We start from the raw sequence: 17,733 nt of genomic DNA, 5'->3' as shown, positions 1-17,733 counted from the left end.
CACCTGGATGGTGCGGGGCCGTGGTTTTCGGGAGTTACACGAGACGACGGGCCGCACCAGGGCAGTGGTGACGGTGGTGGTGGTAATGGTGGTAATGGCGACCGGCGCAGTCGAGCGGCCCGCAGTAGCGGGGGCGATCAGGCTGGCGAGGGCGGCATCGAGAACCATGGCGCACAGAAAACACCGTGCGCCGGGGCGCTGTCAAGTGTTGCAGCGCAAAATTCTCCTGCAGCGATCATCTGCCAACGTGCCGCCATTTGGTTGCATCTGTGACGAAGCGACGATCAGGTCGCGCACGGCGCGCAATCAGCCGACATGTTCGGCGATCGCGCGCGGGGCCCGGTGTGCGTGTGCACACAGCAGCACCCCGGCCACCAGGCAGACGATGGCCAGCGCCTCCAGCAGGGTTGGCCAGCGCCATTGCCAGGCGAACGCGTACAGCAGCGCGAACAGCGTTTCGAACACGATCATCTGCCCGGTCAGGGTGAGCGGCAGCAGACGGCTGGCGCGGTTCCAGAAGGCATTGCCGATCAGCGAAGCAAACACCGCCACGCCGGCACTGATGCTCCAGAACAGCGTCCACTGCGCCGGGCTGTGCGCCGCGCTCTGGCCAGTGAACGCCATCGGCACCAGCAACAGGGCCAGGCCGCCGGTGGTCACACCAGTCAGCATGGACCAGTCATGGCTGGAAAGATCGGGCCGCCGCGCCAGCCAGCGGCTGTTGCCCACCGAATACACGGCCCACGAGAACAGCGCACCAAACGCACATACCAGGCCCAGCACGCGCTGCCGCCACGGCGTGGCCAGGTGTTCGGACATCAGCGCCTCCCAGCCCACCAGGATGACCCCGAGCACGCACAGCCCCAGCGCCGGCAACAACTGCTTCAGCGGCACCGCACCCTGCTCGCGCACACCCACCAGGGTCACCACCACCGGGATCAGCCCGACGATGAGCGAGGCCGCCGCACCACCGGCCCACTGCACGGCGGTAGCCAGCAGCAGGAAGTACACCAGGTTGCCGGCCAGGCTGAGCCACAGCAGGCCCCGCCATTCGGCGCGGCCCAGTTTCGGTGCCAGCCGCTTCCAGCGCGGCAGCAGCAGCACCAGCGCAATCAGGCCGTAGACCAGATAGCGGCCGGCCGACAGCTGCAGCGCATTGAACGAAAGCAGCACGGCCGGAGCGAGGAAGACCACGCCCCACAGCGCGCCGGCAGCAACGCCATTGGCGATGCCCAGGGCCATCGGGTTGTTGCGCATGAACACATCGTCGGGGGAAGGACAGGCCGCGCAGTGTAGGCGGCGCTGCGGTGCGCGTCTTGACCGAGGCTACTGCCCCACCCCGTCGCGACCGCGCTTGCCCCGCCCGGCGGCTGTTGCCCCCGCTCTTCGTAGCGTCGAGCTTGCTCGACGGCGTTCCAGCAAGGGCCGTCGAGCAAGCTCGACGCTACCAAAGCGATTGACCGCCCTGGTCAGGGCGTTTCGCCCCGCCGCCACGCTGCCGGGGTCATCCCGGTTTCCCGGCGCAGCGCACGGGTCAGCGCGCTCTGTTCCGAATAACCGGCGGCCAGCGCGATCTGGCTGATCGGCGCGGTACTGGTCAACAGCTGGTGCTTGGCCCAGCGCAACCGGTTGGCACTCAGCCAAGCCTGCGGGCTGACCCCGAATTCACCCAGGAACAGCGCATGCAGGCGACTTTCACTCACCCCGACAAACCCCGCCATGCGCGCCACCGGCCACGGCTGGCCAGGTTCGCGCTGCACCGCCGCGCACAGGCCCTGCAGCCGCGCACCACTGCCGGCCGGGGCGAACGCATGCAACAGGTCCGGCAGCAGTTCCGGCACCGCCTGCCCCGCCTGCACATGGGCCAGGCGCTGGCGCAGGCGCTGCGGCAGGTGCAGCCAGCGTTGCCGGCACAGGTGCTCCTGGGTTGCATCGTCCAACACGCCCGGGCCGCAATCGACGATCACGAAACCGTTCGGCCCTTGCGCCATCTGGTCATGCGCCTCGCCGGCGGCCACGAAGGCGCCCTGCAGCAGGTCCAGCCGGCCGCCATGGCCTTCCATTTCGAACTGCAGTTCGCCCTGCAGCGGCAGCACCCACTGCGCGTAGTCGTGCCGGTCCAGACCGGTGGCCTGGCCGTAGTGCCGCAGGTGGAAGATCGCGCCCATCGGCGCAGTGTGCGCGTGCCGCCAGGCGGCGGCAATACTGCCATCAGCCCATGCTATGGTCGGCGCCATCCACACCCACCGGGATCGCACGATGAAGGAACGTCTGCTGCCGATCGCCCTGGCGCTGCTTCTGGCCAGCCCGCCGCCGTCTTCCCTGCGCGCACAGGAAGCGCGCACGCCACCCGCGGCGCACTGCGTGGATGCCCGCAGCGTGCAGCAGGTTGAACAGGATGCTGCCGGATCCATTGCCGTGCGCGATGGCCGCGACCGCGCCTTTCGCATCGACTTCAGCACCGCCTGCACCGGCGTGAACCAAGCCGAAGCACTGCGTCTGGAAGCACCACAGGGCTGGGCCTGCGGCACACCGGGCGAACAGGTGGTGGTCGATGGCCGCCGTTGCGCGGTGAGCGCGGTCACGCCCATCGACAACCGCAGCTTCGCCCTCACCGCGCGTGAAAGCAGCCGCCAGTTCGCCGATACCCTGCCTACGGTCATGGTGGAAGCCAAGGGCGCGGCGCGCCGCACCGACGATCGCAGACGACACACCTTCCAGACCTCATCGGCCGTCTGCTTTGCCACCCGCCACGTGCGCGGCTGGAGCGAAACCCCCGAAGGCGTGGTGGTGGAAACCAACCCACGCCGCAACGGTGGGCACCGCTATTACACGGTTGAACTGGCCAGCAGCTGCTCGATCCTGGCCGGCGCCACCGAGGTCGATTTCCAGTCCGGGTTCCAGAACGGGCTGATCTGCGGCAATCCGCGCGATCGCATCGTGCTGCAGCCGTCGGGCATCGAGAACGATGCCCGCTCCTACGGCCCGCGCTTCGCGCGCCCGGGCTGCGATATCCTGGCCGTCTACCCGAGCGACAGCAAAGGCCCGGCCGCGCCCTAGCCGTCGGTGCCCAGGAACGCGAACGGCTTGCTGGGCTGGAAATGGGACAGTGCATCGCCGGCAAAGGTGTTGCGCTGGTCCGGGCCCAGGTCCAGCTTCAGTACCGGCCCGGCGAAGTCGATCTTGTTCAGGTCCACCCAGAACGTATTGGGCGTGAGCGCCGACTCGAAGAAATACAGGCGCCGCTTGTGGTCGGCCACCGTGCGCCAGCGGGTGGAAGAAATGTTCGGCTCGCCCGGCGTGGTGATGCCGTAGGGCACCGATGCATTGCGGATCACGCTGAACACACTGGCCAGCGCCACCACCGGGTCTTCGGCCTTGGGAATGGCATTGATGTAGAACGAGGCACGCGCGAAGCGGTCGGCCGAACGGTTGGTACCGGGCAGCATCACCGTGCCGCCGATCTGCTGCCAGTAGGTGTTCAGGGCCAACTGCTCATCGAAGATGGGCGAGTTGGTCATCACCTGGTAGCGGCGGTCGTGGTGGATCACCTGGCGTCCGCCGATGTACTCGACGATGGCGCTGTCACCGCTGGCATCGGACAGGGACAGGTGCAGCGTGGCTTGGCGGTCTTCGCCGGGCACCTTGTCTGTCACGATGGAATACGGCTCGCGTTCCAGCGCGGCCACCGCCTCCTGCACCGTCGCGAAGTTGTCCAGCACATACTGCGCCCACAGCGATATGGCCAGGCCCGGCTTGTTGCCGCGGCTCTTGGGGTATTCCGATTCCACCAGCCACAGCAGATTGGCCACCAGGCCCTTTTCGTTCATGCCATCGGTGGTGGACACATCGTAGCCGGTCGCCACCACGCTGCCGTAGCGCGCCTTCCAGGCAATCGACTTTGGCCCGGCCTGGCCGTTGCTTCAATGCCCCGTGGCAGCACGTACAGGTTGGTGGCCACGTCCACCTTCCAGTCCATGGAGCGGGCGGTGATCACATCGCCGCTGTCCCCCAGGTACACCGCGCGCGTACACGCCAGTGCCGGTGAAACCGCCGCTGCCAGCGCCATTGCCAGCATCGCCCTGCCCTGCCACTTCATGCGCGCCATGTCGTGCTCCATTCCCCGGGGATCGGCCGATGAAAGCGCGGCGCTTGTGATCTGCGGGTGAAGCGGTGCGCCCGGGACGGGTGTTACAGCGACGGCTGCACGATCTGCGCCAGCAGATCGATGGCGGTCGAGCCGCCAGTATCCCCTGCCAGCGTACGCGCGAAACCGGACCAGTCACCGGCGGCCAACTGCCGCAGCAGCGAGGCCTCCACCGGCAGCACGCGCATCGACCAATAGGGAAACTGCCGCTGGCCCAGATGCCCACGCGCCAGCTCCATCAGATCGTGGTGACTGCCCGCGCGCAGGATGCGTTCGTACACCGAATCGATGCCATCGGGCGGGCCTTCGATGTACTGCAGGAAGCGCTTGCCATCGTTGAGCAACACGCCGGTGACCCCCGCCATCTTGTTGAAGCGTGCCGCGTCGTCCACCAGCGCGTGCATGCGTTCAACCGGAAGATCTGCCTTTGCCTGGCTGACATAGGCGATGGCGCACAGTGGCATGGGGCGTCCTTGACCAGAGAGACACCCACCGTAGCAGTTGCGGACGGATGCGTCTCAATCGCCGCCGGAACTTGCTGAAGAATTCAGGAAACGGCGATGGCACGCCCATCCACGCGACGCGGCAGGATCGCTTCGAATACCACCTGGCCCGCCTCGTTGCGTGCGGTCAGCCGCCCGTGATGCGCGCGCACGAACTGATCGGCGATATACAAGCCCAGCCCCAGGCCCTTGCTGGGATGGAAGCTGGCCTTGAACGGTTCGAACAGGCGCGGCAGCAGCGCGGCATCGATCTGGCCCGCGTTGCGCACGCGCAGGGTGACCGTATGTGCATCGCGACCATCGACCTGCACCTGCACCGCCGAATCACCGCCATGGGTCAACGCATTGCCGACCAGGTTCGCCGCGATCTGGCCCAGCCGATCCAGGTCGCCCTGCAGGCCGCTGTCGCCATCCTGTTCGAACTGCAGGCGGGCGCTGCCATGCGCGCTGCCGGCCTCGGCCAGCACGGCACGGGTCACCTCGGCCAGGTCACACGCTGCTGCCTCCATGCGCAGGCCGCCGGTGCGGATGCGCGAGAAGTCCAGCAGCTGTTCCACCATGCGCGCCATGCGTACCGTGCTGGCCTCCAGGTGCTTCAGCGTCTGCTGCGCAGACGCGTTGTCGGCCGGCAGCTCCAGGCTCAACTTGTCCGCGCACAGCAGGATGGCCGACAACGGCGTGCGCAGGTCGTGAGTCAACACCGCAGCCATGGTCTCGTTGAGTTTCAGCGCCCGCTCCAGCGCCTCGTTGCGTGCCTTCAGCAACTGGCGTTGCTGGTAGAGCTCGATGAACACACTCACCTTGCTCAGGATCACCTGCGGCGCCACCGGCTTGTGCAGGAAATCCACCGCGCCGCTTTCATAGCCCTTGAACGCACGCACCGGGTCGTCGGGCGAGGCGGTCAGGAAGATGATCGGCACGTCGCGGCTGCGCTGCGAACCGCGCATCAGCTCGGCCAGGGTGAAGCCGTCGATCTCGGGCATGTGCACGTCCAGCAGCGCCAGCGCCACTTCGTGCTCCAGCAGCAGTTCCAGCGCCTGTGCGCCGGAACCGGCCAGCAGCAGGTTCACCCCGTCGCGGCGCAGCAGCGCCTGCATGGCCACCAGGTTCTGCGGCACGTCATCGACGATCAGCAGGTTGACCGGGGACTGCGTCGGGGCAGGCTCGGGCGGCAGCAGGTTCATGCGAAAACTTCCTTCAGGCGACAGCACAATGTTTCAAGGGACAGCACGGCGTCGGCGCCGGCGTGCTGCAGGGCGGAGGCCGGCATCATCGATGCTTCGGCCTCCTCGGGGCATTGCAGCCAGGCGCGGCCACCGGCGTTGCGCACCGCGGCCACGCCTTCGCTTCCATCACTGCTGGCCCCGGTCAGCAGTATCGCCAGCACACCCGTACCGAACACCGCCGCGGCAGATTCGAACAGCGGATCGATGGCCGGCCGCGAAAACAGCACCGGCTCATCCATCGACAGCGCCACCGCCTGGGTGTCTTCCACCAGCAGGTGGTAGTCCGGCGGCGCAAAGGTCACCGTGCCCGGCTGCAGCGGCTGCTTGTCTTCGGCCTCGCGCAGGGCCACGGCGCAGTACGGCGCCAGCACCTCGGCAATGCGGCTGCTGCGGTCCCGCGGCAGATGCAGCACCACCAGCACCGGCACCGGCAGGCTGGCCGGCAGCGCGCCCAGCAGCTGCTGCAACGCCGCCACGCCACCCGCCGAAGCGCCCACCACCACCAGCGCCGGACGAGGCTCGGCCATCAGGCCACCTTCCGGTACAGGCGGTGTTCGCGCGAGCAGACTTCGAACGCGCCGTGGTGGATGCCGAACTGCAGCGACTCCTTGCTGCCCAGGCCCAGGAAGCCCCGGTGCACCAGCGCTTCGCGGAACAGCCCCACCGCACGGTCCTGCAGATCGCGGTTGAAGTAGATCAGCACGTTGCGGCAGGACACCAGGTGCACTTCGGAAAACACCGTGTCAGTGGCCAGGCTGTGGTCGGCAAACACCACATTGCGGCGCAGCTGGCGATCGAACACCGCGCCATCGTAGGCGGTGGCGTAGTAATCAGAGAGTGAACCAGTGCCACCGGCGGCCAGGTAATTGCGGCTGAACTGCGCCAGGCGGTCGATGCCATAGGCGCCGGCCTCGGCGGTGGCCAACGCCTCCGGGTTGATATCGGTGGCGTAGACGATGCTGCGCTCAAGCAGCCCTTCCTCGTGCAGCAGGATGGCCAGCGACCACACCTCCTCGCCCGTACTGCAGCCGGCCACCCAAAGCTTCACCGACGGCCAGGTGCGCAGCACCGGCACCACCTGCTCGCGCAGTTCGCGGAAATAGGCCGGGTCACGGAACATCTCCGAAACCTGCACGGTGAAGAACTGCATGGCCTGGGCGAACAGCTCCGGCTCGTGCAGCAGGCGGTGCTGCAGGTCCACCAGGCGCTCGCATTCGTAGCGCTGCATGGCCTGGCGCACCCGCCGCCGCAGCGACGAGATGGCGTAGCTGCGGAAGTCGTAGTGGTAGCGCTGGTACAACGCTTCCAGCAGCACCTTCAATTCCAGGTCGAACAGTGCCTGTTCGTTCATTGCCGCGAGCACCACACACGGCACAGCGATACCAGCTTGTCCACGTCGATGGGCTTGGCGATGTAGTCGTTCGCGCCGGCCTGCAGGCAGCGCTCGCGGTCATCGGGCATGGCCTTGGCGGTCAGCGCGATGATCGGCAGGTCCTGCAGGTGCCGCTGCGCACGGATTTCGCGCATGGCGGTCAGGCCATCCTTTTCCGGCATCATGATGTCCATCAGCACCAGATCGACCTCGCGCTGGGCCAGGCGGTCCACCGCTTCCTGGCCGTTGCGCGCGATTTCCAGGCTCACGCCCAGCGGTTCCAGCACGCTGGACAACGCGAAGATGTTGCGCACATCGTCCTCGGCCAGCAGCACGGTGCGCCCGTCCAGCACAGTGTCGCGACGGCGTGCCTCACGCAGCAGGCGCTGCTGGTCGCTGGGCAGGCTGGCTTCCACGCTGTGCAGGAACAGGGTCACTTCATCGAGCAGGCGCTCGGGCGAACGCGCGCCCTTGATGATGATGCTCTTCGAATAGCGGCGCAGGCGCTGCTCGTCTTCGCGGCTGAGCGCGCGGCCGGTGTAGACGATCACCGGCGGGAAGCCGACGTCATCGTTGCCGGCCATGTGTTCCAGCAGGTCGTAGCCACTGCCGTCGGGCAGGGCCAGGTCCATCACCATGCAATCGAAGGTGACCGTGCTCAGCTGCTGCAAGGCATCGGCCTGGGTGCCCACGGCCACGATCTGCAGCTGGTCGCGGCCCAGCAGCAGTTCCAGGTTGTGGCGCAGGTCGCTGTCGTCTTCCACGATCAGCAGGCGGCGCACGTCGCGCTGGCTGGTCTGTTCCAGCTGCTCGATGGCCGCCACCAGGCGTTCGCGGGTGGTCGGCTTGATCGCAAAACCGATCGCGCCCAGTTCGCGCGCCACCTGGCTGCGATCCATCGCCGACACTACGTGCACCGGAATATGGCGGGTATCGGGGTTGCGCTTCAGTCGTTCCAGCACGCTCAGGCCGGATACATCGGGCAGACCGATGTCCAGCAGGATGCCATTGGGACGCAGTTCGACGGCCAGTGCCAGCGCTTCTTCGGCCGTGGTCGCCACCACGCAGTCGAAGTCCAGTTCGTGGGCCAGCACCACCAGCGCTTCAGCGAAGGTGGCATCGTCTTCCACTGCCAGGATCAGGCGGCCGCCATGGCGGCGCTGGCCACGATCATCGGCCACGGTGCGCACCGGCGCGGCCGCGCCATGGGCAACCCCCAGCTGCGGCGCGGGCGCATGCACCGCGGCAGGCGCAGCGGCAACGGGTGCCACTTCGGCAGGCGCGTGCGGTACCGATTCGGCCACCGCAGGGGCGCCCTGCAGCGGCAATTCCAGGATGAAGCAGCTGCCCCGTCCCGGTTCGCTGTCCACCTGGATATCGCCGCCCATGCGCTCGGCCAGGTCGCGCGAGATCGACAGGCCCAGGCCGGTGCCACCGTAACGTCGGCGCGTGCTGCCATCGGCCTGGCGGAACGCCTCGAAGATGGCCTGCAGCTGGTCGCGGGCAATGCCGATGCCACTGTCGGCCACTTCGAAACGCACCCGGCCGTTGCCGCCAGCGCGTACGTGCAGGCTGACCTTGCCGTGCTCGGTGAACTTCAGCGCGTTGGCCAGCAGATTCTTCAGGATCTGCTGCAGGCGCTGGCTGTCGGCCACCAGCTGGGTCGGTGCCAGCGCATCGGCTTCGATCTGCAGGGCCAGGCCCTTCTGCCGGGCCATTGGTTCGAAGGTTTCGCGCAGGCGTTGCAGCACGCTGTCCACCACCACCACTTCATCGGCCAGTTCGACATGGCCGGCTTCGATGCGCGACAGATCCAGGATGTCGTTGATCAGCGCCAGCAGATCGTTGTTGGACGACAGGATGGCGCGCGCGTACTTCACCTGCTCCTCGGTCAGCGTGCCGTCCTTGTTGTCGGCCAGCAGCTTGGCCAGGATCAGCGAGCTGTTCAGCGGCGTGCGCAGCTCGTGCGACATGTTGGCCAGGAACTCGGACTTGTAGCGCGAGGTGGCGGCCAGCTCGTTGCTGTTGCGCACCAGCTGCCCCTGGGCGACCAGCAACGCCTGCTTCTGCGCTTCCAGTTCGTGGGTGCGCTCTTCCAGCTGCACGTTGCTCTGTTCCAGCTCGGCCTGCTGCTGCTCCAGGTGGCCCTGCGACTGCATCAAGCTGCGGCTCTGCTCTTCCAGCTCTTCGTTGGCCACGCGCAGTTCTTCCTGCTGCGCCTGCAGTTCCTCGCCCTGGCGCTGCGATTCCTCCAGCAGCACCACCAGCTGCGCACGCAGCAACGAGGCGCGCAGTGCCATGCCGATGGTATCGCCACAGCGCTGCAGCAGTTCGGTGTCCAGCGCGGCCTGCTGGCCCGGGCTGGCGCGCCCCAGTTCGATCACGCCCACCAGGCTGCCATCGCTGCTGACCGGCGCCAGGATGCGCTCGCGCACGGCAATGCGGCCCAGGCTGGACTGCAGCTCCAGCGCCTGCGCATCGCCACCACTGAGGTGCAGCACCCGGCCATCGCGGGCCACCTGGCCGAGCAGGCCTTCCTGCAGACCCACGGCACCGGCAATGCCAGTGGGCAAAGCCACACCGCCGGTCAACTGCAGGCGGCCGCCTTCAAGGCGATACATCGCGCCCACCTGGGCCTGCAGCTGCACGGCCAGGCTGGACATGGCCGCCTCGGCAATCTGTTCCGGGCCCAGGTCGCCGCGCAGGCTCAAGGCCACCGCATTCTCGGCCTCCTGCAGCCACAGCGCGCGCATGGCCTGGCGCCGGGCCTCGATGGCGCGCGACACGATCAGCGCGATCATCAGGAAGGCCACGCCGCCAATGCTGCGGTTCACGAACGAGAACGCGGAATTGCTGCTGGCCGGCGCCACGTTGTATCCGATGGCCAGCAACCCGCAGGCGATCACCGCCACCATGAACGGCACCCGCGCGCTGCGCTGGAACACGGTCACACCCACGGCCATGAAGTAGGCGAGCCAGACCGCGTAGCCCAGCGGCACTACCAGTTCCATGGCGGCGGTTGCCGCCAGCAGCACGGCCGAAGCCGTCCAGACCCAGCGGTCACGCGCGGTTGCACCAGGACGCATGCAGGTGGTTTCCAGTCGGTAAAAGGGGGATGAGGATACCCCGTGTCGCATTCAGCCGCATACGACGAATGGCACACGCCGCGCCTGCACATATCCTTCACGCTGCGCTGCCTAGGGTCTGCGCCCTTACAGGGGCTTTTTCTATTGACGTGGTCGCTGCCGCATTCACGGATTCCGCACTGACGGATCCCTCACGACAATTGCGATTGCTGATTGACAGCGTGCATGACCATGCGCTGTACCTGCTCGATCCCGATGGCATCATCTGCAGCTGGAACCCGGGCGCGCAGCGCATCAAGGGGTTCGTGGCCGAGGAAGTGGTGGGCACCCATTTCGGGCGCTTCTACCTGGCCAAGGATCGCGACGCCGGCGAACCGCAGCGCCTGCTGCAGCTTGCTGCGCGCGATGGGCACCATGCCAGCGAGGGCTGGCGGCTGCGCAAGGACGGCTCCTCGTTCCGAGCCAGCATCGTGATCGAGCCGGTGGTCGAGCAGGGCCAACTGCTGGGCTTCGTCAAGATCACCCGCGACATCACCGAAAGCTGGCAGGCCCAGCGCCTGCTGCGCGATGCCCAGCGCGCGCTGCGCCAGACCCAGCAGTTCGAGACCGTCGGCCGGCTCAGCCGCGGCCTGTCGCATGAATTCAACAACCTGTTGACCACCATCGGCAATGCCATCGACCTGGTCTCGCTGCGCGTCGGCCAGGACCTGCGCGCGCAGGAGCTGCTGGCCAGCGCCCAGGCGGCGACCGACCGTGGCGCCCTGCTGACCCGCCAGCTGCTGGCGTTCAGTTCCGGGCAGACCCTGGTGCGCGACCGGGTGGACATCAATGCCTTGATCGGCAGTCAATTGGACGCCCTGCAGCGCAGCTGCCCGCCCGGCATCGGCTTGGACACGTCCATGACCCTGGACCTGCCGCCGCTGTGCCTGGACCGGGGGCAACTGGAAACCGCGCTGGCCAACCTGGTGGCCAACGCCGCCGAAGCCACCCCACCCGGAGGCCGGGTGCGTGTGGCCACCGCGCTGGAACGGCGCCTGGACCCCGATGCTGACGGGCACGTGGAGCGCGCATACGTTACCCTGCGTGTCCACGACGAGGGCCATGGCATGGCGCCGGACATCGCCGAGCGCGCCAGCGAGCCCTTCTTCACCACCAAGGACATCGGCAAAGGCAGCGGCCTGGGCCTGAGCCAGGTGTTCGGTTTCACCACCCAGAGCGGCGGTTTCGTCGACGTGGCCACCACCCCCGGTGTTGGCACGACGGTCAGCCTGCTGCTTCCTGCAATAGAGGATTCCCCCCATGACCGATGACCCGATCCGCGTATTGATGGTGGAGGACCAGACCGATCTGCGCGAAATGATCGGCCTGGCCCTGCGCGATTTCGGCATCGACGTGGAAACCACGGCCGACGGTCACGAAGCGGTGGCGCTGCTGCAGAGCGGCACCCGTTTTGACGTGGTGTTCAGCGATATCAGCATGCCCAACGGCATGTCGGGCATCGAACTGAGCGAGCACGTAGCCCGCGACCAGCCGCACGCGCGCATGATCCTGTCCTCCGGCTACGCCCGCTCGCAGCTGCCGCCGCTGCCGGACCAGGTTGAATTCCTGCCCAAGCCCTACCGTCTGCGCCAGCTGGTGGAGCTGCTGCAGCAGCACTGATTCCGCAATGGCCCGGTAGAGTCGAGCTTGCTCGACTGCCTTGGCTCCTGCCCCATCCGTCGAGCAACCTCGACGCTACGCCGCGCCGGCAAACGTCTGGTGATTGAGGTCGACCCACCCCGTCCACATCAGCTGTATGCCGATACAAAGCAGCACGAACGCCACCAACTGCTGCATCACCACCGCACCGGTCGGGCCAAGCCGCGTAACCAGAAAGATGGAATTGCGCAGGATCAGATAGATCACGCCCACCACCAGCAGCGCCCCGCCCACCGCCACGATCACCCCCGATAGCAGGTGCAGCGGCGTCACCGATTCCACGTGCGTACCCAGGGTGATGCACGCGGCAATGGTGCCCGGCCCCGTGGTCAGCGGGAACGTCAGCGGAAAGAAACTCTTGCCTTCCAGTTGCGCATCGGCAATCGCTCCGGCCTGCTCCTGCGCAGGGCTGGGCGGGTCGTCAGTACGCGCGCCCAGCATGCGCCAACCGGCGGCAGCCACCAGCAAGCCGCCACCGATACGCACCACTGGCAGGGAAATGCCGAACAACGACAGCACATAGGTGCCGACCAGCATCGCCAGCACGATCACCACGAAACTGTTCACCGCGATCTGCCGCGCCAGCTTCTTGGCCATGGCGCGGCGGTTGCCCACCGTGGAAACGAAGATCGACGCCGTGCTGAGCGGATTGATGATCGGCAGCAGGGTGACCGGCACCAGGATCAGTTCACCGGCCAGGGTGACAAGCAGGGTGGGCAACTGCACGGGCGTCTCCGTGGGGCGGCGCGGTTACCAGCGCAGGAACAGGGTGACACCGAAGATGATCAGCACCACGACCAGCACCAGCCACAGGCCGTGGCGCTGTCTCCAGGAGGGCTTGGGCGTACCGGGGGTATTCATGCGGAAATCCTTGCGTGGAGGGGATGACCGCAGCGTGCTGGACGCCGTGTGCAGTGGGCGTGCAGGCGGGTTGGGTGCTTCAGGACAGGTAGGATTGAACGGCCGCACCGAGTCATATAGCTTTCAGGCTCAGCTGTCCCCCCGAGGGTACATTCGTGAGCGGCGTGAATCTGCTTGGATTGCTATTGATGCTCGGCCAGGACGCGGCTGCGCCGACTACCGCCGACGTTTCGCAGAATGAGATTGCCATCGCTGCTGCCGAAGCAGCTGAATCAGCCAGAATCTATGCCAACTGCGCTGGCTGGTGGGATTTCCTGGCCACGCACGAGCGGGAAGCCGGGCGACCCGCGTCCGCCGAGCAGTTCAAGAACCTGGGAAATGGCGCACAGACTGCGGCGTTGTGGCTGCATGGCCAGGCATATGCTCTGACAGCGACCAAGCCTGCCCGCTACAAGACGTGGTTGCCACTGGTTGCGCCTTTACGGGAGGGCGCGGCCATCAGAGCGGCGGCCATGGCCGAACATGGGAAAATCGACCTGGTGCGGTCTGAGCTGCAGCGATGTGAAACATTGCTGGAGAGCCAGCAGCGCGCCATCGACAGCATCCGCAATGACACTGTTCAACAGGAACTGGATGCCGCCGGTTCGGGCGACCAGTCCGGGGCCATTGCACAACGAGGCGGGCGCCCGGGCTGTCTGCTGAAATAACCGTTGTGCCGCAGGTGGATCAAGGGATACGGACGACCTTGCGAATCACACGCTGAACGGCCGGTCTCGATGAACCCCATCCGCAGATAGAACCCAACGGCCTGCGCGTTCTGCTCGCTTACATCGGTCGTCAGGTGCTTGTGCAGAGACAATCCATGCAGCAACAGCCAAGGTGCTTCGAATCTGGTGACCCCGGCCCGATTCGAACGGGCGACCTTCCCCTTAGGAGGGGGACGCTCTATCCAGCTGAGCTACGGGGCCATGCAGCCGCCAAGTTTACAGGCAAGCCCCCTGCCCTCCAAGCATTCATGTTTCCCCTCCCCGGCTCGCAGCCCGCTGGCGCGCCGCACCATGGGCATCCGGGCGGCTCTGCTACCATCGGCGGTTCAGTCCGCTGCATCCCCCACCTGCCCGCGGCGGCGCCTACAACGTAACGAAATACAGGAGTCTGCATGTCTTCCGAGCTGCTCAAATCCCTTGGCCTGGACGCGATCAACGCCGGCACCTACCTGGGCAACGGGGAATGGTCCAACGCCAATGGCGGTGAGCTGATCACCCCGGTGAACCCGACCACCGGCGAGGCCATCGCGCAGGTACGCGCCACCACCGAATCCGAGTACGAAATCGTCATCGCCCGTGCGCAGGAAGCCTTCAAGGTCTGGCGCACCACCCCGGCCCCGCGCCGTGGCGAGGCCGTGCGCCTGTGCGGCGAAGCGCTGCGCAAGCACAAGGACGCGCTGGGTTCGCTGGTTGCGCTGGAAATGGGCAAGAGCAAGCCCGAAGGCGACGGCGAAGTGCAGGAGATGATCGACATCGCCGATTTCGCCGTGGGCCAGAGCCGCATGCTGTACGGCTACACCATGCATTCCGAGCGCCCCGGCCACCGCATGTACGAGCAGTACCACCCGCTGGGCCTGGTCGGCATCATCTCGGCCTTCAACTTCCCGGTGGCGGTGTGGAGCTGGAATGCCTTCCTGGCCGCCATCTGCGGTGATATCTGCATCTGGAAGCCGTCCAACAAGACCCCGCTCACCGCCATCGCTTCCATGCGCATCTGCAATGAGGCGCTGCGCGAAGCCGGTTTCCCGGACATCTTCTTCCTGATCAACGACGCCGGCACCGCCCTGTCCGAAACCCTGGTGGACGACCGCCGCGTGCCGCTGATCAGCTTCACCGGCTCCACCCAGGTCGGCCGCACCGTGAATGAAAAGGTGGCCCGCCGCCTCGGCCGCTGCCTGCTGGAACTGGGCGGCAACAACGCCATCATCCTCGACGAAACCGCCGATCTGAAGCTGGCCGTGCCGGGCATCGTGTTCGGTGCGGTCGGTACCGCCGGCCAGCGCTGCACCACCACCCGCCGCCTGATCGTGCACCGCTCGATCTACGCCGATGTGCTGGCCACCTTGGTGAAGGCCTACAAGCAGGTGGAAGGCAAGATCGGCGACCCGACCGATGCCGCCAACCTGATGGGCCCGCTGAACAGCGAAGGCGCCGTGCAACAGTTCCTGGATGCCATCGCCCAGGCCAAGGCCTCCGGCGGCACCATCGAAACCGGTGGCACCCGGATCGACCGCGCCGGCAACTTCGTGCTGCCGGCCATCGTATCGGGCCTGAAGAACAGCGACGCGGTGGTGCAGCACGAAACCTTCGCGCCCATCCTGTATGTCATGCCGTACGACAACATCGATGAAGCCATCGACATGCAGAACGGCGTGCCGCAGGGCCTGTCCTCGTCCATCTTCACCGCCAACCTGAAGACTGCCGAGAAGTTCCTGTCGGCCGCCGGCAGCGACTGCGGCATCGCCAACATCAACATCGGCACGTCCGGTGCGGAAATCGGCGGCGCCTTCGGTGGCGAGAAGGACACCGGCGGTGGTCGCGAATCCGGTTCGGATGCGTGGAAGGTCTACATGCGCCGCCAGACCAACACCATCAACTACTCCGATTCGCTGCCGCTGGCCCAGGGCATCAAGTTCGATCTGTGATGGCAGACGTCACGGCCATGGCCCAGGGTCGGATCCCCGCAGGGGCTCCGACCCTCGAGTTCAGCGGCCGCCGTGTACTGATCGCTGGCGGCAGCAAGGGCATTGGCCGTGAACTGGCGCTGGCCTTTGCCGGCGCCGGTGCCCAGGTGTCGGTCTGCGCGCGTGGCCAGACCGCCCTGGACGCGTTGCAGGCCGACGCCCAGGCCCAAGGCACACCGCTGCACACCGCCTCCGTCGATCTGGCTATCCTGGATCAGATCGACGCCTGGCTGCACGGCGCCGCCGAGACACTCGGCGGCATCGACGTGCTGGTGAACAACGCCACCGGCTACGGCATGGCCGACGATGAAGACGGCTGGGCAGCCAGCCTGCAGATCGACCTGATGGCCGCGGTGCGTGCCTCGCGACTGGCCCAACCGTGGCTGCGCGCCTCGGCAGACGCCTGCATCCTGAACCTGTCGTCCATCGCCGCGCAGCAACCGCGCCCCGGTGGCGCGCCGTATGCCGCCGCCAAGGCCGCGCTTTCGCACTACACCACCTCGCAGGCCCTGGCGCTGGCCCCGCACCGCATCCGCGTGAACGCCATCGCCCCCGGTTCCATCGAATTCGCCGACGGCCTGTGGGATCGCCGCCGCGTGGAAGACCCCGCGCTGTACCACGGCACGCTGGCGAAGATCCCGTTCGGCCGCTTCGGCCAGCCGCAGGAGATCGCCAACGCCGCCCTGTTCCTGTGCTCGCCGCTGGCGCGCTGGATCACCGGCCACGTGCTCAACGTCGATGGCGGTCAGGTGTTGATGGGCTGACCTTGGCCCTGGTAGCTGCCAACCTTGGTTGGCAGTCCTGGCCCCTGGTAGCTGCCAACCTTGGTTGGCAGTCCTGGCCCCCGGTAGCTGCCAACCTTGGTTGGCGATCCGCGTCGACCAAGGTCGACGCCTACCAGAGCTTTCCCCCGCCCCCGGTAGCTGCCAACCTTGGTTGGCGATCCGCGTCGACCAAGGTCGACGCCTACCAGAGCGTTCCCCCCGCGCCCTTGGGCTTGGCCACCCGCAGGCACTATCATGTGCACACTGCCAAGGAGGACCCCGATGAGCGTGGCACCCCGACAGACCAGCACCGTGGCCGTGCTCAGCCTGGTGCTGGGCATTGCAGGCTGGACCGTACTGCCGTTCGTGGCCAGCATCGTGGCCATCATTACCGGGCACATGGCCCGCGCCGAAATCCGCCGCCGCCCCACCGATCTGGAAGGCGATGGCCTGGCCCTGACCGGGCTGATCCTGGGCTGGTTGAGCGTGGGCATGGTGCTGCTGGGCATCCTGGCCTTCATCGCTTTCTTCGGCGGGCTGGCCTGGCTGGCCGCCATGTCGAACTGACCGCCATGAGCGCTTCTGACAGCACCGAACGCTTCAGCAGCCGGGTGGCCGACTACGTGCGCTACCGGCCCGACTACCCCGCCGCCCTGATCGACTGGCTGCACGGCCCGATGGCCGTGCCCACCGCGGCCCTGGTGGCCGACATCGGCGCCGGCACCGGCATCTCCAGCCGCCAGTTCCTGGCCGCCGGCCATCCGCTGGTTGCGGTGGAACCCAATGCCGCCATGCGCGCCGCCGCCGAACAATGGCTGGCGCCGCAGTACCCGCACTTCCGCGCCGTCGATGGGCGTGCCGAAGCCACCGGCCTGGCCGATGCCAGCGTGGATCTGGTGTCGGCCGCCCAGGCATTCCACTGGTTCGACACCGTAGCCGTGCGCGCCGAGTGGCAGCGCATCCTGCGCCCCGGCGGCCTGGCCCTGGTGTACTGGAACTCGCGCCTGCTCGACGCCAGCCCGTTCCTGGTCGGCTACGAGCAACTGCTGCTGGACTTCGGCACCGACTACACCGCTGTGGCCGAGCGCTACCAGGACGATGCCACCATGCAGGCCTGGTTCGGCCCTGGACTGCGCGGCTGGGTGCAGTTGCCCAACGTGCAGCACCTGGACCTGGACGCCCTGCGCGGCCGCCTGCTGTCATCCTCGTATGCTCCGCAGGCCGGGCACCCGCGACACGATGCCATGCTGGCCGCCTTGCAGGACCTGTTCGCCGCCCACGCCGTGGACGGCCAGGTCGCCTTTGAATATCAAACCCGAGCCTTCCTCGGCACGCTGGACTGAAA

Annotated in this window: 17 protein-coding genes, 1 tRNA gene and 2 pseudogenes; 9 read left to right on the top strand and 11 right to left on the bottom strand. The window is 67.0% G+C overall.

Annotated elements, in window-relative coordinates; translation table 11 throughout:
* Positions 1 to 306: 306 nt before the first annotated feature.
* Both C1922_RS09120 and C1922_RS09115 read right to left on the bottom strand, forming a co-directional pair.
* The gene (locus tag C1922_RS09120; protein WP_108751545.1) at positions 307 to 1,257 is read right to left on the bottom strand and encodes a DMT family transporter; all 951 of its coding nucleotides are present in this window, start codon (positions 1,255 to 1,257) and stop codon (positions 307 to 309) included.
* Between the two features lie 212 nt (positions 1,258 to 1,469).
* Entirely contained in the window at positions 1,470 to 2,168 is a 699-nt protein-coding gene (locus tag C1922_RS09115; protein ID WP_108749452.1) for an AraC family transcriptional regulator, read from the bottom strand.
* Positions 2,169 to 2,259: 91 nt separating this feature from the next.
* Here C1922_RS09115 and C1922_RS09110 point away from each other — a divergent pair, with 91 nt between their 5' ends.
* Positions 2,260 to 3,060, top strand: a complete 801-nt coding sequence (locus tag C1922_RS09110) for a DUF6491 family protein (protein ID WP_108751544.1) — start codon at positions 2,260 to 2,262, stop codon at positions 3,058 to 3,060.
* Here C1922_RS09110 and C1922_RS09105 read toward each other — a convergent pair.
* A pseudogene (locus C1922_RS09105) lies at positions 3,057 to 4,069 on the bottom strand (linear amide C-N hydrolase). The gene C1922_RS09110 and the pseudogene C1922_RS09105 sit on opposite strands and share 4 nt — an antisense overlap.
* Here C1922_RS09105 and C1922_RS20660 point away from each other — a divergent pair.
* On the top strand, positions 3,990 to 4,169 hold the full coding sequence (locus C1922_RS20660) for a hypothetical protein (RefSeq protein WP_234413488.1): 180 nt from the start codon (positions 3,990 to 3,992) through the stop codon (positions 4,167 to 4,169). The pseudogene C1922_RS09105 and the gene C1922_RS20660 overlap by 80 nt on opposite strands.
* 22 nt (positions 4,170 to 4,191) lie before the next feature.
* Here the strand turns inward: C1922_RS20660 and C1922_RS09100 are convergent, their stop codons facing one another.
* The 5 genes from C1922_RS09100 to C1922_RS09080 form a co-directional block, all read right to left on the bottom strand.
* Positions 4,192 to 4,611: a BLUF domain-containing protein gene (locus C1922_RS09100; RefSeq protein WP_108749451.1), complete on the bottom strand. Its 420-nt coding sequence runs from the start codon at positions 4,609 to 4,611 to the stop codon at positions 4,192 to 4,194.
* Between the two features lie 83 nt (positions 4,612 to 4,694).
* The gene (locus tag C1922_RS09095; RefSeq protein ID WP_108749450.1) at positions 4,695 to 5,834 is read right to left on the bottom strand and encodes a hybrid sensor histidine kinase/response regulator; all 1,140 of its coding nucleotides are present in this window, start codon (positions 5,832 to 5,834) and stop codon (positions 4,695 to 4,697) included.
* The gene (locus C1922_RS09090; RefSeq protein WP_108749449.1) at positions 5,831 to 6,403 is read right to left on the bottom strand and encodes a chemotaxis protein CheB; all 573 of its coding nucleotides are present in this window, start codon (positions 6,401 to 6,403) and stop codon (positions 5,831 to 5,833) included. Before C1922_RS09090 ends, C1922_RS09095 begins: the two co-directional genes overlap by 4 nt.
* Positions 6,403 to 7,227, bottom strand: coding sequence for a CheR family methyltransferase (locus C1922_RS09085; RefSeq protein WP_108749448.1), 825 nt, complete (start codon positions 7,225 to 7,227; stop codon positions 6,403 to 6,405). Before C1922_RS09085 ends, C1922_RS09090 begins: the two co-directional genes overlap by 1 nt.
* Positions 7,224 to 10,334: a response regulator gene (locus tag C1922_RS09080; RefSeq protein WP_108749447.1), complete on the bottom strand. Its 3,111-nt coding sequence runs from the start codon at positions 10,332 to 10,334 to the stop codon at positions 7,224 to 7,226. The genes C1922_RS09085 and C1922_RS09080 overlap by 4 nt, the downstream gene beginning before the upstream one ends.
* A gap of 149 nt (positions 10,335 to 10,483) precedes the next feature.
* Between C1922_RS09080 and C1922_RS09075 the strand changes: the two genes are divergently transcribed.
* On the top strand, positions 10,484 to 11,644 hold the full coding sequence (locus C1922_RS09075) for an ATP-binding protein (RefSeq protein ID WP_234413487.1): 1,161 nt from the start codon (positions 10,484 to 10,486) through the stop codon (positions 11,642 to 11,644).
* Positions 11,634 to 11,993, top strand: coding sequence for a response regulator (locus C1922_RS09070; RefSeq protein ID WP_108749445.1), 360 nt, complete (start codon positions 11,634 to 11,636; stop codon positions 11,991 to 11,993). Before C1922_RS09075 ends, C1922_RS09070 begins: the two co-directional genes overlap by 11 nt.
* 75 nt (positions 11,994 to 12,068) lie before the next feature.
* On the opposite strand, the gene C1922_RS09065 is transcribed toward C1922_RS09070, so the two are convergent.
* Positions 12,069 to 12,758, bottom strand: coding sequence for a MarC family protein (locus tag C1922_RS09065; RefSeq protein ID WP_108749444.1), 690 nt, complete (start codon positions 12,756 to 12,758; stop codon positions 12,069 to 12,071).
* A gap of 290 nt (positions 12,759 to 13,048) precedes the next feature.
* Between C1922_RS09065 and C1922_RS20370 the strand changes: the two genes are divergently transcribed.
* Positions 13,049 to 13,600 carry a hypothetical protein gene (locus C1922_RS20370; RefSeq protein WP_159091906.1) on the top strand — a complete coding sequence of 184 codons (552 nt, stop codon included), beginning with the start codon at positions 13,049 to 13,051 and terminating at the stop codon, positions 13,598 to 13,600.
* Here C1922_RS20370 and C1922_RS20655 read toward each other — a convergent pair.
* Together C1922_RS20655 and C1922_RS09055 are read right to left on the bottom strand one after the other, a co-directional pair.
* Positions 13,600 to 13,767, bottom strand: a pseudogene (locus tag C1922_RS20655) (GNAT family N-acetyltransferase); the annotation flags it as partial. The gene C1922_RS20370 and the pseudogene C1922_RS20655 overlap by 1 nt on opposite strands.
* Before the next feature lie 17 nt (positions 13,768 to 13,784).
* Positions 13,785 to 13,861, bottom strand: a tRNA-Arg gene (locus C1922_RS09055).
* A gap of 191 nt (positions 13,862 to 14,052) precedes the next feature.
* Here C1922_RS09055 and C1922_RS09050 point away from each other — a divergent pair.
* The 4 genes from C1922_RS09050 (at position 14,053) to C1922_RS09035 (ending at position 17,731) form a co-directional block, all read left to right on the top strand.
* Positions 14,053 to 15,585 carry an aldehyde dehydrogenase family protein gene (locus C1922_RS09050; protein WP_108749443.1) on the top strand — a complete coding sequence of 511 codons (1,533 nt, stop codon included), beginning with the start codon at positions 14,053 to 14,055 and terminating at the stop codon, positions 15,583 to 15,585.
* Between the two features lie 17 nt (positions 15,586 to 15,602).
* Entirely contained in the window at positions 15,603 to 16,388 is a 786-nt protein-coding gene (locus C1922_RS09045; protein ID WP_234413509.1) for an SDR family oxidoreductase, read from the top strand.
* A gap of 282 nt (positions 16,389 to 16,670) precedes the next feature.
* On the top strand, positions 16,671 to 16,955 hold the full coding sequence (locus tag C1922_RS09040; RefSeq protein ID WP_108749441.1) for a DUF4190 domain-containing protein: 285 nt from the start codon (positions 16,671 to 16,673) through the stop codon (positions 16,953 to 16,955).
* Positions 16,956 to 16,960: 5 nt separating this feature from the next.
* The gene (locus C1922_RS09035) at positions 16,961 to 17,731 is read left to right on the top strand and encodes a class I SAM-dependent methyltransferase (protein ID WP_108749440.1); all 771 of its coding nucleotides are present in this window, start codon (positions 16,961 to 16,963) and stop codon (positions 17,729 to 17,731) included.
* Positions 17,732 to 17,733 lie beyond the last annotated feature (2 nt).

The organism is Stenotrophomonas sp. ZAC14D2_NAIMI4_7, from assembly GCF_003086675.1.
Classification (GTDB): domain Bacteria; phylum Pseudomonadota; class Gammaproteobacteria; order Xanthomonadales; family Xanthomonadaceae; genus Stenotrophomonas.
Note: the sequence above shows the minus strand (reverse complement) of the source record. Positions and strands in the feature narration are given on the sequence as shown.